General features: G+C 37.8%; 14 protein-coding genes and 1 pseudogene. 4 read left to right on the forward strand and 11 right to left on the reverse strand.

From position 1 onward, the window contains the following. Positions 1 to 37: 37 nt before the first annotated feature. The 4 genes and pseudogenes from L654_RS0107505 to L654_RS0107520 form a co-directional block, all read right to left on the reverse strand. Positions 38 to 769, reverse strand: coding sequence for an RNA methyltransferase (locus tag L654_RS0107505; RefSeq protein ID WP_010555372.1), 732 nt, complete (start codon positions 767 to 769; stop codon positions 38 to 40). Between the two features lie 76 nt (positions 770 to 845). Next, positions 846 to 2,878 (reverse strand): annotated as a pseudogene (locus L654_RS01000000125710) (FUSC family protein). Between the two features lie 10 nt (positions 2,879 to 2,888). Then, the gene (locus tag L654_RS0107515; RefSeq protein WP_024591600.1) at positions 2,889 to 3,749 is read right to left on the reverse strand and encodes an HlyD family secretion protein; all 861 of its coding nucleotides are present in this window, start codon (positions 3,747 to 3,749) and stop codon (positions 2,889 to 2,891) included. A gap of 5 nt (positions 3,750 to 3,754) precedes the next feature. Then, the gene (locus tag L654_RS0107520) at positions 3,755 to 3,958 is read right to left on the reverse strand and encodes a DUF1656 domain-containing protein (RefSeq protein WP_008171772.1); all 204 of its coding nucleotides are present in this window, start codon (positions 3,956 to 3,958) and stop codon (positions 3,755 to 3,757) included. A gap of 394 nt (positions 3,959 to 4,352) precedes the next feature. Here L654_RS0107520 and L654_RS0107525 point away from each other — a divergent pair, with 394 nt between their 5' ends. The 3 genes from L654_RS0107525 (at position 4,353) to L654_RS0107535 (ending at position 7,041) form a co-directional block, all read left to right on the forward strand. Further along, positions 4,353 to 5,462, forward strand: coding sequence for a YjgN family protein (locus L654_RS0107525; RefSeq protein ID WP_024593853.1), 1,110 nt, complete (start codon positions 4,353 to 4,355; stop codon positions 5,460 to 5,462). A gap of 9 nt (positions 5,463 to 5,471) precedes the next feature. After that, on the forward strand, positions 5,472 to 6,494 hold the full coding sequence (locus L654_RS0107530) for a M48 family metallopeptidase (protein ID WP_024593854.1): 1,023 nt from the start codon (positions 5,472 to 5,474) through the stop codon (positions 6,492 to 6,494). Between the two features lie 181 nt (positions 6,495 to 6,675). After that, a complete protein-coding gene (locus L654_RS0107535; protein ID WP_029753538.1) occupies positions 6,676 to 7,041 on the forward strand; it encodes a DoxX-like family protein in 366 nt (121 codons plus the stop codon). Positions 7,042 to 7,096: 55 nt separating this feature from the next. Here the strand turns inward: L654_RS0107535 and speB are convergent, their stop codons facing one another. The 6 genes from speB to L654_RS0107565 all read right to left on the reverse strand — a co-directional run bounded on the left by speB (position 7,097) and on the right by L654_RS0107565 (position 15,187). Continuing rightward, entirely contained in the window at positions 7,097 to 8,020 is a 924-nt protein-coding gene (speB, locus tag L654_RS0107540; RefSeq protein ID WP_007583987.1) for an agmatinase, read from the reverse strand. A gap of 3 nt (positions 8,021 to 8,023) precedes the next feature. Further along, complete coding sequence (speA, locus tag L654_RS0107545; RefSeq protein WP_024607696.1) at positions 8,024 to 9,937, reverse strand: biosynthetic arginine decarboxylase; 1,914 nt, start codon at positions 9,935 to 9,937, stop codon at positions 8,024 to 8,026. 676 nt (positions 9,938 to 10,613) lie between these two features. Then, positions 10,614 to 10,946: a YnfA family protein gene (locus L654_RS0107550; RefSeq protein WP_024607697.1), complete on the reverse strand. Its 333-nt coding sequence runs from the start codon at positions 10,944 to 10,946 to the stop codon at positions 10,614 to 10,616. Between the two features lie 77 nt (positions 10,947 to 11,023). Beyond that, positions 11,024 to 11,893: an MYG1 family protein gene (locus tag L654_RS0107555; protein WP_024591604.1), complete on the reverse strand. Its 870-nt coding sequence runs from the start codon at positions 11,891 to 11,893 to the stop codon at positions 11,024 to 11,026. 233 nt (positions 11,894 to 12,126) lie between these two features. Further along, positions 12,127 to 12,588 (reverse strand): GNAT family N-acetyltransferase, encoded by a 462-nt coding sequence (locus tag L654_RS0107560; RefSeq protein ID WP_024591605.1) that lies wholly within the window; start codon positions 12,586 to 12,588, stop codon positions 12,127 to 12,129. 346 nt (positions 12,589 to 12,934) lie between these two features. Then, on the reverse strand, positions 12,935 to 15,187 hold the full coding sequence (locus tag L654_RS0107565; RefSeq protein WP_024607698.1) for an EAL domain-containing protein: 2,253 nt from the start codon (positions 15,185 to 15,187) through the stop codon (positions 12,935 to 12,937). A 293-nt stretch (positions 15,188 to 15,480) separates the two neighbouring features. On the opposite strand from L654_RS0107565, the gene cysZ reads away from it, so the two are divergent. Continuing rightward, a complete protein-coding gene (cysZ, locus tag L654_RS0107570) occupies positions 15,481 to 16,209 on the forward strand; it encodes a sulfate transporter CysZ (protein ID WP_024591607.1) in 729 nt (242 codons plus the stop codon). A 73-nt stretch (positions 16,210 to 16,282) separates the two neighbouring features. On the opposite strand, the gene L654_RS0107575 is transcribed toward cysZ, so the two are convergent. Beyond that, positions 16,283 to 16,804, reverse strand: a complete 522-nt coding sequence (locus L654_RS0107575) for a hypothetical protein (RefSeq protein ID WP_024607699.1) — start codon at positions 16,802 to 16,804, stop codon at positions 16,283 to 16,285.

The following is a 16,804-nucleotide window of genomic DNA, read 5'->3' on the forward strand; positions in this document are numbered from 1 at the left end:
TTGTCATAAACAATTTAACCCATAATTTACTAATAGATTAAGCTTGTCGTTTAAAGTTATCTAAAATAATACCGGTCGCCATTGCAACATTAAGTGACTCTGCTCCACCAAAAGCGGGAATGGTGATTTTATTGGTCACTAACTTTGCACATGTCTCGCGTATACCATGCGACTCACTGCCCATTAGCAAAACGCCTGAGCCCGTAAATTGGGTTTTATGTACACTTTGTCCATCTAAAAAAGCACCGTAAACAGGTAAATTTAAAGACTGTAAGTAATCAGGTAAATCTACTTGGCTTACCGATACCCTTACAAATGAGCCCATTGTGGCGCTAATTGTTTTAGGGTTGTAAGCGTCTGCGCTGTCGGTGCTAGTTACTATATGTTTAATACCGTACCAATCAGCTACTCTAATTATTGTGCCTAAGTTACCAGGGTCTGATACGCCATCAAGCGCGAGTATTAAGCCATTTGCTTGTGGTAAAGCTGCCTTTGGCATATCAACAATAGCAATGGCTGCATTATTGCTAACTAGCGTGCTCGCTTTAGTGAGGGTTTCTTCATCCGCTTCAATAAAATTAGCGTGCTGATACTCACCTTGGTACGCATTTATAAATTCGTTTGTAGCAAAAATGTTAACCGCATTTAATGGGCTGTTTAATAACTCAAGTACGTTTTTTTCACCCTGTACAAGGTATTGATTATATTGCTTTCGGTACTTTTTTTGGCCAAGTTGGCGAATAAGTTTGAGTTGGTTTTTTGAAATCATAACAGCCCCATAAAATTGTCCATTAAGTATAACAGATTTCGTTATAACATCTGAACTCGAAAAGCAGCGAATAGGGTTAATTTATCTTGCTGGCACTTCTTTCAAAGGTCAGATTAATGCGAATAAACATGCCTTTTATTGCCTCTAATTGGTTTGAATCACCAACAGATGCGGCTAATTCGTTATAAAGATTATCAGACGCTTTCTTAAATTTTTCATCAAACTTACCTTTGGTAGCCAGCATAAATGCATCAGCCAACGTGTGTTGCCACTCATTTAAGTATTTTAGCTTTGTGTCACCAGCAAGGTTTTCGCAAATTGAGTTTAATCGCACTGAAGCATGCCCTAAGTTTAGACCGGTAAGAGCCATATCGGTAATAGCGCGTGAGTGTGAGCCCTGATCGTAATTAGTTAAGCGGATTAACCTATCTGCCATGCGGCGGTTGTACCAAATACTCGGAGTTTGATGGGTATTTATTTCGAGTAAATCTTTATAGGTAGCCTTAAAAACACGATGAACAAGTAACTGAACACTTGGTCCTGTAAATAACTGAAAAATCCAAAATAAAATACTCACGCCAGCAAAAATAGCGATTGCAGAGCTGAGTGTATAATCAATTGAAAATGCTAGGCTCATATCCATGCTGGGTCTAACCAAAATAGTAAATGGAATACAAAACCCTAAGCCGTATGGCAGCGTTTGTTGATCAGCGAGTAACAGCAAACCCAAAAAATACGGACCAGCTAATACAAGCAATAATATTTCTAATTGCCCTCCACTTTGCGACAGTAAATTTAACGCATAAAAAATAGTTACAAAAGTGGCAACAATTATACCTGCCAATAAACGTTTAATTACAACCTGTAAAATAGCCAAGGGTATTCGCGCCAGCATTATCGAAAATATGACCGGTAAAATCATAATTAATAATGCAGCTGAAGAACCAGTATTAATCCAAATAAATGCGCCGATAGAAAACACCAAAGCAGTTCTAAATCCAACAATAATGCCAGCTAATGGGTCACGATATGTAAGCATACTGGGTGCATTTAATAATGTTTTATCGCGTTGTTCTAAAGCTCTGTATGCGCGTAGTAAAATTGTTAAGTCGGCTGCCACTTCTAAACTCACATTGAGCATGTGAGATTCAAATGGCGAATCACACACCGTATTTGCTCTATAGTCGGTTAGCTCTTTACGCAGCGTTTTAACTTGTTCGGCGCAGTAATCAAAATCGTCAGATTCTTTAATTTGCGCGAATACGTGTTTAAGTTTACTTATTAATTTGTCTAATGTGGGAGTAATAAGGTCAGCGTGGTTTCGTTGCAGACGACCAATTATTTGAATTGAAGCCAGTAAAGAAAGCACTTTTTGCGACAATTGATTTGCAGCACGTGAGCGCCCTGGACCTTTTGGTCCTTCGTACCTTACTGCGCTGGAGTCTTCGTTTATAGATCCTAATGTTGCCATAATGCCATCAATTTGCTGATGGCGATTTTCGTGCGAGCCTTTAGAATCAAGCTCAGTTACTAAATAATCTAACGTTTGGTTTATAACCGACCGCGCTTGTACTTGCAGTAAGTGTTTAACTTTTACAGGCCAAAACAAATGGCTCACAAGCCCTGCACATATTGAGCCTATTACTATTTCACTCACGCGCGCTTGTGCAATATCAAATATGCTTTGACTGCTTACCATTGCCGGAGTAACCATCACTAAAAGCACTATAATAGCGGCTGNCCTGCCATAGCAAACGCATAAACAAAGTTTGCTTGGCGTACCATTGCCGATAACGCAGAGTTTACCCCCAACCATAATGCAAGTGCACCGAGCGCTAAATAAGGGTAAAGAATTAGCTGAGTTAAAAGCAATATGCCAAATAAACCACCCACTATGGTGCCTATTATTTGGCAAATTGCTTTTTCAATAACTAATCCGCTTTGCGGGCGTAATTGCAAAAATATAGCCGAGACTAACGCCCAATAAGGTCTTTCAAGATTAAGCCACATAGCAATAGTAAGCGCCATTACCATGGCTATAACGCCCTTAGTCGCAAAAATAATTGCCTGTTTTTTAGGAAAAAACAAATTTTGTAATACAACGCCCACTGTCTTCCCCTTAACGTGTAGCGAGATGTATTGTGGCGGTCATTCCTGCGCTTAACAGTGTATCTTCGGGCAATGAATCTAACTTAATATCAACAGGAATACGTTGTGATAAGCGCACCCAATTAAATGTTTGTTGCACTTGCGGTAAAAGTTGTCCGTTACTTTGTGTATTCGTATTTGCAATTGCTTTACCTACACTCACTACATGCCCTGTTAATTGCTTACCACCACTTAAAAGCGCTATTTTAGCTTTTTGATCAGGATAAATAAGCGGTATTTTACTCTCTTCAAAGTAACCTGTTACGTAAAACGAATCTAACCGCACAATAGCAAACACAGGGGTGCCTTGAGCTACATAGTTACCTTGGCGTAAATTCAGATTAATTATTTGCCCCGATGCAGGTGCAACAATTTTAGTTCTATCAACATTTAATTGCGCAATTGTTTGCTCTGTTTTAGCTAGGTTATAATTTGCCTCAGCAATTTTAGTATTGATACGTGTTGATTCTAGCGTTTCTTCACTTATTGCCTGTTGAGTGTTTAGCTCAACACGTCTTTCGTATTTATGTTTAGCAAGCTCCCATGTATATAGCGTATTTTCTGTATTGGCTTTACTTTTATCAAGCGCTGCTTGGTAACGCTTTTGATCAACATTAAAAAGTACTTCGCCTTTTTGTACGTTTTGACCATCTTTAATGTTTAAAGCAGTCACCCAACCCGACACGTCTGGAGCAACTGTAACTATGTCTGCTCGAATGCGACCGTCGCGCGTCCAAGGAGTATGCATGTAGTCAGTCCATACCCAACGCCCAGCAAAAACCGCAGCTATAACAACCAAGATAGTAAAAGTAATACGCAGATATTTAATCATTCAATTTATCTTCCACTTAGTAAATAGACGGCCAGTGCCAAGTAACAAACAAATAGTGACACTTCAAACCAAGCCACTTTCCAAATACGGTCATGCCAATCTAGTCGATGCAAAGCAAAACGAGTCAGCGCTGTTAAAATAAACGCAATTGGGAAGTAAACAATCAGCGGGCTAAACTCTAATCCCCCTAACACGACTGCTTGAAACATAATAAATATCCTAATGTTATTTAAAGCGGTGATAAAAGCTGTAAAACCTAAATAAATTTACATCCCCACTACTCTTACAATCTATTATTTTGGCATATAAATCAATTAGCTTAATTGTACGTAGGTGTGCTTAATACATAATTAATGCCATTACATTTAAGCAGCATTAACTATGTATAGTAGCTAAATCGCATATTAAAAAGCTAAAGTTCCCAGTTACCAGCCAAATAAATAAAACCAGCGAGGTTTATTTATAAAAAAGTATTAGAGTATTTAACTCAATACTTAAAACGCCTATTTATAGCTGTTTACAGAAGGGTGAGATAATTATAAACATTGAATTTTGCACTAAAAATGGGTAAATTAACAAAAAAACAACATGGATATAATTTTAATGGAATCAATACACCCTACCCCATCTGAAACAACCCCACCAATAAATGAGCCTGCTGAACCAATTTTTAGCGGAAAAGTGCAGTTTAGTGGTAAAGGCGGTGAGTTTTTTGGAATTTGGATTGTAAATATATTACTTAGCGTTATTACGCTTGGCATATACTCAGCGTGGGCTAAAGTACGTACGCATCGCTATTTTTACGGCCACACCCGCATAGATGGTCATAGTTTTGACTACCTAGCAACGCCAATACAAATTTTAAAAGGTCGGATTTTAGCGGTTATTGTATTTTTTATTTATACATTCTCTATTAGCTTTATGCCTATTTTAGGCCTATTTATTGCTCTTGGTTTTATCTTTTTAATGCCATGGATTATTAACCAAGGTTTACGTTTTAATCTGCGTATGACGCGCCATCGTAATGTTCGCTTTGCTTTTAAAGGCAGCTATGGCGAAGCCTTTGTTAACTTTATACTATTACCTATTGCAAGCATATTTACGCTTTATTTATTAATGCCTTACGTTATAAAACGTATTGATAGCTATATACATAGCAATATTAGTTACGGTGACAAACCGCTTACTGTAAATCTAAAAGGCGAAACCTATTACCTAACAGCGCTTATTTGCTTTGTAGTGAGCTCTATCACCATGGTGGTATTTATGGGGATTTTAGGATTATTTGGCCTCAACTTAGTAGATATTGAAAACCAACAAAATTTAGAAAACTCTGCAGCTATGGTTATGCTTCCTATCTTTATGATGATTGCCTATGTGCTAATGATTGCCATTGTTTCTGCTGTATGGCACGCCGCTATTAGAAATCACATTTTTGATAACAGCCATTTTGAAGGCATTGCTACATTTAAATCTGAGCTAAAACCAATTCCTTTCGCTGTTTTACTACTCACTAACATGTTGGCTATTGTGTTTTCTTTAGGGCTTGCATACCCATGGACAAAAGTACGTACATCAAAAATGCTCGCTGATGTAACTAACGTCACTATTTATCCTGGTGCATTAAGCCTAATCGATACCGCGCAAGAGCAGCAATCATCATTTGCTGAGGAAGCTGCAAACGTATTTGATATTGACCTTTCTCTAACTTAAGAGCTCACTATGCATGTAAAGGGACATTTTTTCCCCATCGCGTCGAGTAACTATCAAGTGTGTGTTGCAACTATTAGCGACACACACATTGAAGTTATCAACGATGAACACGTTATAGCTCGCCACGCAATCTCAAGTCTAAAATTAAGTTCGGGGATGGCAGGACTTGCTGACGAACTAAACTTTGAAGATGGCAGTCGTTTTATTCCTCAAGATGTAAGTTACAGATGGCCATTTAAAGAAAATAACCATCACATAATGGAGCGCCTTGAAAAAAGTAAATGGGCAATTTTAGCCGCAGTCATATTTACACCACTTTTTATGTGGTTAGTACTTTATAAAGCGGTACCTGCCATTGCTGTTTACAGTGTTGATACTCTGCCACGTAATGTTGTGGAACAAATGGGGGAGCAAAGCTTTACACTTATTAAAAAGATTGCGCTTGACCCAAGTGAGCTGCCCGCAGAGCAGCAAACTAAAGTACAAGCACATTTTACAAGTATGCTTAATGCGTTATCGCTTGATCAATCGGTTTATAGATTATCGTTTTATAAATCAGACAGCTTTGGTGCTAACGCGTTTGCACTACCCCATGGCCGTATCGTGGTCACAGATGATTTAGCAAATTTACTTGCCGATAAACCCAATGCACTAAAAGCGGTATTACTACACGAAATGGGTCATGTAGTGCATCAACATAGCGTACGTATTACAGCACAATCTGCCGCAAGTACGATTGTGCTAGCGGTTGTATTTGGTGATTTAGAAGGGGTTGCAGAGGTTGCATTAGGTACGGGTGCATCGTTTGCTCAGCAAGGGTTTTCACGAGATATGGAACGCGAGGCAGATACCTTTGCACTCATTCAATTAGAGTCGCTTGGGTATTCGAGTAATGACTTTGCTGATGCAATAGAGGCCCTACAAGAAAGCCATACCAGCGAAAACGAGCACCTCGAAAAAGTAAATGACTTTTTAGAGTACTTATCTAGCCACCCAAGTGCACAAGAGCGTATTGACAATGCTAGGAAATAATCGCGGTTATATTCAACTTGCTCGCTACATAGTAAGTTTAAGTTGGATATACTAATTCAATTAACTATGGGGGCTATTTTAACGTTAAATAAATCATTTAGTAACTAGGCAAAAAACTTTGTGTTTAGTGGTTCTAAATAAAAGTTTTTTAACGACGTTAGTAATTGATTTAGGTCGTTAAATTGTTCAAATAGTTATTTGGGTTAGTATCATTCATGGCTTTTTCCCAAAGCTTTATCATATTGCACCACTTGAAAAATTAATGACTGGCAGTGCTGGTTTTTCAGCAGAAGTATCTGACTTAATTACACGTTCGGCGGGTGTTGGCGAAATTATATTTGGATTGTGTTTATTTGTGTTTTATAAAAATAAACACCTAGTAATTTTAAATATTTTAGCATTAATTGGCCTTCTACTCGCTGTAGTTGCAGTGCAGCCACAATTGCTTATTGAAGCATTTAACCCTGTAACTACTAACCTGCCTCTTATTGGGCTAAGCGTTATTTGGTTAAAGGAAATTAAGCTGCTGAATAATCGATACCTCTAAATAAAAAAAGGGTATGCCTGCGCATACCCTTTTTTGTAGTACTTAAGTTATATAATTAGTACTTGTTTTTATGCGTCCACAAATGCAGTAATTCGCTCGCAATGGTTGCTGCGGCAATAGCGGTAAGCTCACTTTGGTCGTACGAAGGTGATACTTCTACCACATCCATACCTACCATGTTTATGCCTTTTAGCGCACGCAGTACTTTAAGTACTTTATCTGACGTTAAACCACCGCACACAGGAGTGCCTGTACCAGGCGCAAACGCAGGGTCTAAACAATCAATATCAAACGTTAAGTAAACAGGTAGGTCACCTACTCGTTCAAGTATTTGCGCTGCAATATCATTTGCATGTAAATCGTTGGCTTGCATTGCATCAATCACAGCAAACTCATGTTTACTTTGATCAAAGTCGGTACGAATACCTATTTGTATACTGTGCTCAACATCAATCAGCCCTTCCATTGGTGCATGATAAAACATAGTGCCGTGATCAAAACGCGAGCCATTGCTATAGGTATCGGTGTGCGCATCAAAATGTACTAATGCCATTTTGCCATGTATTTTTGCGTGAGCACGTAATAGCGGAAGCGTCACAAAGTGATCGCCCCCTAAACCTAATAGCGTTTTACCTTGGCGAAGTATTTGCTCAGCAGCCATTTCTAGTTGCGCAGTAAAATACTCAGGATCGCCAACAGGGTAAGTAAAGTCCCCTGCGTCTGCCACTTTTAAACGCTCAAACAACGGGAACGTCCACGGGTACTTAGTGTCTTCCCATGCTAAATGAACCGACGCACGACGAATCGCATCAGGACCTAAACGTGCACCAGGGCGACCCGATGTCGCTAAATCAAACGGTAAGCCTAAAACGACTACGTCTGCATCAATTGCATTAATATTTTGCACCATAGGACGACGCAAAAACGTCATCCCATTTGAGTACAATGAGTGATCTGCGTGACCAAACAAAGTCGACATTGCTTATAACTCTTCTAAATAAGTGTAGCCATCAAGGCCGCTTTGCAACTCGTCTAAAACGCTTTGCTGTTCGTGTTTTTCAATTTTAGTGCTTACTAACTGCTCGTATGATTGCTGAAAACTTTCAACATCTAAATGTACATAGCGCATCATATCGGCAACAGTGTCACCTTGGTTTATCTCGGTAATACTTGCAACGCCTTGCTCATCCATATTAACAATTGCGCTGTGCGTATCGCCAAACAAGTTATGCATGTCACCTAAAATTTCTTGATAAGCACCCACCAAGAAAAAGCCCATTAAATAAGGTTTATCGGCACTAAATTCTGGCACTGGTAATGTGCTTTCAATACCTTGTCCATCTACGTAATGCTCAAGTGCGCCATCTGAATCACAGGTTATATCAAGTAATACAGCACGTTTTTTGGGTGCTTCAGTTAAGCCACTTAATGGCAATACCGGAAACACTTGATCAATGCCCCATGCATCTGGAAGCGATTGAAATAACGAAAAGTTTACAAAAAACTTATCGGCTAAACGAACGTTTAACTCGTCAATAATAGGACGATGAAAACGGTTTTTATTATCCATGTGTTTGTTAAGTTCATAACAAATACGAATATTAATTTGTTCAGCCCACGCACGCTGCGATAAGTCTAATAAACCGAGTGCAAATTGGTTATGCGCTTCAGCTAAATCACCTTGACTGTCGTGATAAATTTCAATTAATGCACGGTCATCCGTTAAATCAGTTAACTGTACAAACGATGCCCACATATTTTTTAATAACAGGGGTGCATCTACTGCTGGCGCTACTAACTCTTCTGGCGTGTAACTTTCAGTACCAATAACATTAGAAATAAGCACAGCATGATGCGCCGTAAGCGCACGACCCGACTCAGAAATAATAGTCGGCATTGGTTGCTCATATTGCTTACATGTATCACCAATGGTGTACACAATGTTATTTGCATATTCAGCTAAGCTGTAATTCATAGAGTTATGCGACTGGCTACGTGTGCCGTCGTAATCAACAGCCAAACCGCCACCTACATCAAGGCAATCAATTTCTGCGCCTAATTTACGTAGCTCACAGTAAAAACGCGCAGCTTCGCTTACACCTAAACGTACGTCACGAATGTTCGCCATTTGTGAGCCTAAGTGAAAATGTACTAGCTGAAGTAAATCAAGCTGGTTTGCGTCTTTTAAACGATTAACTACATGCAAAACTTGCGATGCAGATAAACCAAATTTTGATTTTTCGCCGCCACTCGCTTGCCATTTACCTTTACCTTGCGACGCTAAACGTACACGAATACCAATGCGTGGTTTTACGTTAAGCTCTTTTGCTTGGCTAAGCACCATGTCTAGCTCAGAAAGCTTTTCAAGTACGATATACACTTTATGACCTAGCTTTTCGCCAATAAGTGCTAAACGTACGTATTCTTTATCTTTGTAGCCATTACATACAATAACGGCGCTGGTTTTTTCAGCCAATGCTAATACTGTAAGTAGTTCAGGCTTGCTGCCTGCTTCTAAACCAAGTTGCTTTTTTTCTACTTGTGCTTGGCTTGCTACTATTTCCTCAACCACTTCACGTTGTTGGTTTACTTTTATTGGGTAAACTAATAGGTAGTCTTTAGGGTAACCATAGTTTTCAATCGCAGTATTAAATGCGCCGCATAAGCTGTGTACACGATGGTGTAAAATTTGCGGAAAACGAACTAAAGCAGGTAAGCTTAAACCTTTATCTTGTAGTTGCTTTGCGATATCTGTTAATGCAATGGTTTGCTCTGGGGCATGAGCCTTGGGCGCAACATACACATCACCTTGATCATTAATACCAAAAAAACCTTGGCTCCAATGACGAACATTGTAGCTCGTACGAGCTTGTTCTAGTGATGTTGTTTCTTTCATTTATCTTTCTCTTTTATTTAATTAATTAGTGCCAACTCGGCTAGTGCCGCGCATTAAAAGAAAAATAGAGATCTAAGTCCAACAAGTATTTTTGCTCGTAACGAGTGATTTCTAATATTAACAAAACAACCAATCACGCATTGCCCTCCAGCGTATATAAAATAGGACTTTGATGATTATTAAAGATAAGAAAAGCTGTAAAAAATGGCTGTTTTTAAATGACTCTTTATAAATTTTATTAGCAAAAATGAGTTACCCTATTCAATAAAACTAATCTGGAGTTACTTTGGTAATAGAATCTGCTTTTGAAGAATTAGAACCGAGTGTTCTACACGCTTCATATTACTCATAGTTTAGCCAACGTGTTGTGTTTAAGTAATACCTATGCATTTTTAAAATTGAATATAATCTGCACTTCTAAAACGCTCAGCATAACATCCACCAGCTTCAATAGTTGCTTAGCGCATATGTAGCGTTAGGTATTGCCTGTCGTATTGAAGTTGTTATATTTTATTGGCAGTTTGAAAATAATCGAGATAGGACTTTAAATAGCACTAGGGTGTGTTTATCTTTGGAGGTAGAAATTGCAGCTGTGCATTTGGTTTTTAGCCAAGACAGGGCCTATATGTGTTTTCCCCTATAAATAGGCGCTTTTTATTTATTGAGTATGAGCCAGCTATGCACTTTTTGGTGCGAACATAATTATAGCCATACCTAGCAGTGCAACTAAACCACCAATAATATCCCACATAGTAAGCTTTACGCCATCAACAACCCATAACCATAATAGCGCAAAACAAATATATACGCCGCCATAAGCTGCATACACGCGCCCTGCTGCAGTAGGATGTAAAGATAGCAACCATGCAAATAGTGCCAAACTTAAAGCCGCAGGAATTAAAAGTAAAATGCTTTTATCTTGCTTAAGCCAAAGGTAAGGCAAATAACAACCCACTATTTCTGCTAAGGCTGTAATAGTAAAAAGTGCGATTGTTTTTAGTTCAAACATAATGCTCCACGCTAATATAACAAGCATAACAATCTATATAAATTGTTATGCTTAGTATTCGTTATGAATCTGCGTTGTTATTCGCTAAGCGCCATGGTGGCAAGTTTCATTGTGCTTTCAAACGACTTAGTGCCCGCTATAAATAAGCCATTGTGACAGAACACAGCGTCGTCAATACCGGTTTCATCTATAAACGCTTGATCAGATAAACCTGACCATGCTTTAGGAAGCGGTTTTCTATCTTCAAACGAGCCAGGCTCAACGGGTACTGTTTGTAATATCCATTGCCCAGAATGCGATGGGTAAACCATGTATAGCGCATCGCTTGATAAAATATGCACTGTTTTTTTCCACGGTGTGTATTTTTCAAGCACTATAACTCTGGCATCTTCTGCATTTTCAATTGCTTTAGCAACAATCGCTTTTGCATTTACACTACCGTGAGCTGAGGCGATAAAACGAATGAGCATGCGAGCTGCAAATTCAACAGCTTCATCAAAACAGGTATCAAAGTTACTCTCTTCTTCCCACGTAGGGTTAAACATTGAGATTGTTTGGCTCAAGCTTATTCCTTTTGATACACCTTCAACATGACCACAATCAATGGCATCAATGGTTGAAACTAAGCCTGAATCCACTCTATCAGCCACGGCTTGGTTATCATCACACAGCGCTAAGCCGTATTTTTTCCACACTAAACCAAATGATGAAAAAGGGATGCCATTTTCTCGCTCGCCTGCACCACCGCGTTGATGATGATCAAAGCGATTAGTTTCAGGGTCGTATTCGCCACCTACATCAATTACAAAGTCGGCACTCTCTATAAGCGCTTTATCGCGAGTACGTACCAGTTTAAACGTTGGCAAAACATGTTTAAGTACCGCAATACTAAAAACGTCATCTGCATGAAAATTACCATTGTGGGTTACTACTGTTATTTCGCTCATTTGTTTATTGCTACTTTTAGAAAAGATAAAAATTCTCGCTTTGTAAGTTAGTCACTAATTATCGAGGCAGATTTTATACGAAGACAGGTGTTAAAAACAGTGAAGTATTTTTTGCATCACTATAAAAGCTGCTTTTATAGTTAATAGTTTGAGTATGACTTTTATTACAAGGTAATAATGAGGCCAGATATTTACGACACATTAAGCTTTAACATGTCGTAGCGTTAATAAGCTTACTGGCTAAGCCCTAACTCCATAAATACACTTTGTGGATTATCTACATATGAGCCAAAACTGCTACAGCGTTTAAAGCCTAAATTTTCATATAAATTGATTGATTTTATTTGCTTTGGACCTGTTTCTAAACGTATTAACGGGATTTTCTTTTCGCCAGCTTGATGTAATAAAATCTGCATAATACGTCTTGATAGCCCTTTACCACGATGACTTGGTTTTACATATAAACGTCTTATTTCGCCATAAGGCTGAGTATCAAATTTCTCTACAATCGCACCACAAGCGATAATACCTTCTTCAGTTTTTAAACCAATAGCATACACATTAGGTAAGGTTAATTCGTTTAACTCCAAAGACTGCGCTGTAGCAACAGGGTATAAAGAATTTATAAGTCGGTCTATATCGTCAAATACATTTACTACATCGGGATCATTAGGGTTCAAATCGACTAACTGCATAAAGCTTCCATTCATTGTTATAAGTTTATTAAGCTTTAAATAATATATTCAAGCGGGCATAGCTTAGCATTGTTTAACCAAAAAATCTTTAGTCCTTATTTAGCATATAGTTTGGGGAATTTTAGCAGCTAGAAAAAGTAAAAGTGACCTAGCATATGGGAAGTCTCTGTTAGGTTATTCCCAATTATTAAACATTGGCCTTTAAGTAATTAAGCTCTGAGAGCATTTCCGTACCAAATTTGCTTAATTAAGTGATCTATTTTGAGATAAGAAAATCGTGTCGATAACAAGGCAGAATTTTTTAACACAGTTACCGCCAGATTTAATCCCTCTAATTGATTAAGTATTATTGCGGATTGCTATTAGCACTATGCCATTTTAAATAACGTTCTTTATCCATCGGCTTTGCAACTAAGTAGCCTTGCATAGTGTCAATATTCATTTTTTTAAGTAAGTCATACTGCTCTGTTGTTTCTACGCCTTCTGCAACGACCACTAAGTTTAAGCTTTTTCCTAAACTGATAATTGTTTGTGCGATATTAAAGCCAATCTCATTATCTAAAATTTTATCAATAAAGCTTTTATCTATTTTTAATTCTTTAACAGGAAACGCACTTAAGTAAGCTAAGCAAGAGTATCCAGTTCCAAAATCGTCAATCGAGAATAAAAAGCCAGCCGCAATGAGCTCTTTCATTTGCCTAATTGTATAATCTATATCACTAGAGAGCATTGACTCGGTTATTTCTAACTTAATTTGTGATGCTCGAATATCAAATTCATTGATAGTGTTGAACAGCTCACCTTTTAAATTTGATGAATTGAACTGACTTTGACTAATATTAATTGAAACACTAAACGAGTCGTCAATGATAGCGCTTGCTTTAAGCTCATTAATTAAAATACATATATCATGCAAAACAATATTTTGTAGTTTTTGAATAAGTCCGTATTGCTCTGCAATAGGTATGAATTCGTTTGCTGTTATCAGCCCTCTTTGAGGATGGTTCCACCTAATAAGTGCTTCAGCACCAACAACATCACCCTGCGTATTAACTTGTGGCTGAAAGTAAGCACAAAACTCATTAGACGCAATTGCTCTCACTATGTCGGTTTCTAGCTCTGTTTGCTTTTCAAGTAGTGTTTGCAAGGCTGGGTCGTAAAAGCTGCTGCTATTACCCCCTTTATTTTTAGAACAATACATAGCAGTATCTGCAAATTTTAATATATTGTCAGCCTGTGCGTTTACGCTATCAATTAGGCAAATACCGATGCTACAGCTTACTTGAAATGCAAGGTTGCCCACTTCAAACTTATCATGAAAAGCTCTTTGAATTTCTTTAGCAACGGCTTTACATTCTAGAATTGCCTGCTTTGTATTTTGCCCTATGTGTTTAAGCAAAATAATAAATTCATCACCACCCGCTCTGGCCAGTGTATCTGAGCCTTTTATTATTGCGCTTAACCTTTTTGATAATTCCACAAGTACTTCATCACCCGCACTGTGCCCAAGTGAATCATTAATACGCTTAAAGTTATCTAGGTCTAAAAATAATAATGCCCCTATATTTTTGTTACGCTTAACACTCTCTACACATCGGCTTAATTTGTCGCTAAGCATCCTTCTATTTGGAAGATTAGTTAATGGATCGTAAAATGCGAGCTTATGAACTTCTTGCTCAGCCTTTTTCTTTATTGAAATATCTCTGGCCATCCACACTACATGTCTTTTTGTAGGACTACTGGGATTGTAATGATCTAAAGCGGCAGCTCGTCCCTCAAAAACTATGCCCCCTTTGGGAACATTTAATTCATATTCAAATATTTGCATCTCGTTAGTCGAGAGTGTTGTTTCGATGACATCCATTATCATCTTCGCATCTTTTTGAGGAAGTAGGTCTTTAACATTTTCGCCAATAAGATCCGTGGTCGAATCTAGCAGTAACTCATTAGAGGTACCATAAACATCGGTATATGTGCCATCCTCACTTAAAATGAGGATGAGATCAGGCATTACTTTGGTGAAGGCTTTAAATTTTTCATTACTGTGCTGTAAATTAAAGACAAGCTGTTTTGCCTTCTCAAATTCGTTACTTTTCTCAAGAGCAATACTTGAAAAGTGTACAAAAAAATCTATTAGTTCTAAATCTTGCTCTGATGGGGCTTTAGGGGTGCTGTGATAAATAGCAAAGGTGCCTAACAAATCAGCTTGAGTTGAAAGAATAGGTGTTGACCAACATGACTTAAGATCAAACTTTAGCGCTAAATCTTTAAAGTCCTCCCAAAGCGGTGAGGTTTCAATATTTTCTACAATTGTGCGCGATTTCGAAAATGCTGCAGTACCACATGAACCTACTTTTGGCCCTATGTGAACTCCATTAAGCAAACTACAGTACTCTGGGTGAATATTAGGGGCTGCGCAATGAAAAAGCTGCTGGCCTTTAACTGATAAAATAGAACACCTAGCAGATTCATCATTAATAATCTGCTCTATTGATAAACAAATTTCAGTAAGCACCTCATTTAAAGGTACCCCTAATGCAATTTTAGATAAAATGCCTTGCTGGTGAGATAATAACTTTTTTAACCTATCCGTACCCATTTTCACTTGCTCGCATTATTTATACATATTGATACAACAAAAAGCCTCTGGCAGATGCTTTTTTCTACGTAGTAAAGTTCAGTATAGTCATGATTAGTAAGTTCATTCTTTTATTAATAAAAAACTAACCGGGTCTACATTGATTAATCATAATTGCATATTACTAAACACCTGTAGTTACTATATAACCAAAACCGCAACATTAAAGCTAACACTTTGTTACTTAAAATTACTGTTCAAAATTATTAAGCTATTTATACTATAACTAATGGTAAATATTTTTTGAGGTTACAGTGCAGATCACACAAGGTATGGAATATTTTTTTTCGGGATTTAAATTAATTAGCCAAAAAGGGTTAAAGCGCTTTGTACTTATCCCGCTTTTAATTAATGTTCTGCTATTTGGTAGTTCGTTGTTTTTCTTATTTGGATGGCTAAGTGATAGCTTTAGCTACATCAGTAACATGCTACCAGAATGGTTAAGCTGGCTTGAATGGCTAATGTGGCCAATTGCTGTATTAGTCGTATTATTTAGCTACAGTATGCTATTTACTATAATCACTAATTTTATTGCAGCCCCATTCAATGCTTTATTAAGCGAAAAAGTTGAGCTTTATTTAACGGGTCAAAAAATTAACGATGATGGTTTTTCCGAATTAGTTAAAGATGTACCTAGAATGCTTGCCCGTGAGTGGACAAAGCTGTGCTATTACCTTCCTCGCGCTATTGGTTTTTTCATACTACTTTGGGTTTTACCTGTCATTGGCCAAATACTATGGGTTTTGTTTACCTGTTGGATGTACGCAGTACAATACGAAGACTATGCGTTCGATAACCATAAAATTGGCTTTAAACAGATGAAAGACGATTTAAAATCTAAGCAAGGTTTATCATACGGGTTTGGTTTTGCTGTTATGTTATTAACGGCTATACCCTTTGTAAACTTAATAGTTATGCCTGTAGCTGTGTGTGGTGCAACACGTTTGTGGGTCGATAATTATCGACCAAAATACCGTAGTTAATTAAGAGGTTGCTGACTTTTTAATATCCGAAGGACACCGCACCCGAGATAAAAAAGCACCTAAGGTGCTTTTTTTAATCTATTTTTAAAACAATAAACTCAAGCGATGCACGCCTTGGTAATGCGACGCTTTGTTTATCTACTTCTTCAAATTTTTTAATCAAAATACTAAAGCGCTGATTGTTAAAATTAACGGCTGTAACTTCACCAATTTTTATACTGTAGTTTTGCTGCTGATCAAACAGCTTTAGTGTTCGCCCTTTTATACGCTCTACGAATAAGTAAGGTGTTTGGTCTGGCATCTTTAAACGGATAACATTGATTTTACTTAACTCATGTACCGCCACCCAATTTTGACTATGCATTAACGTATTATAACTACTAATGCCTTCAGGCTGATAAACAACATCTTGGTTTATAACGCATGTCTTACAGCCCTTTACTGATTCAACTCGCCAGTCAATAGCTGTATTTTTGTAATATAAATTGTCATTTTTTAGTAACCATTCACGTGCATTGTTAGTATCGCTACACGCTATTAGTAAGCTTAAAAAACTACTACAAACAATAAACTTAATACGTAACCCTAGTTTCAT

This window comes from Pseudoalteromonas sp. TAB23 (assembly GCF_000498075.1).
Lineage (GTDB): Bacteria > Pseudomonadota > Gammaproteobacteria > Enterobacterales > Alteromonadaceae > Pseudoalteromonas > Pseudoalteromonas arctica.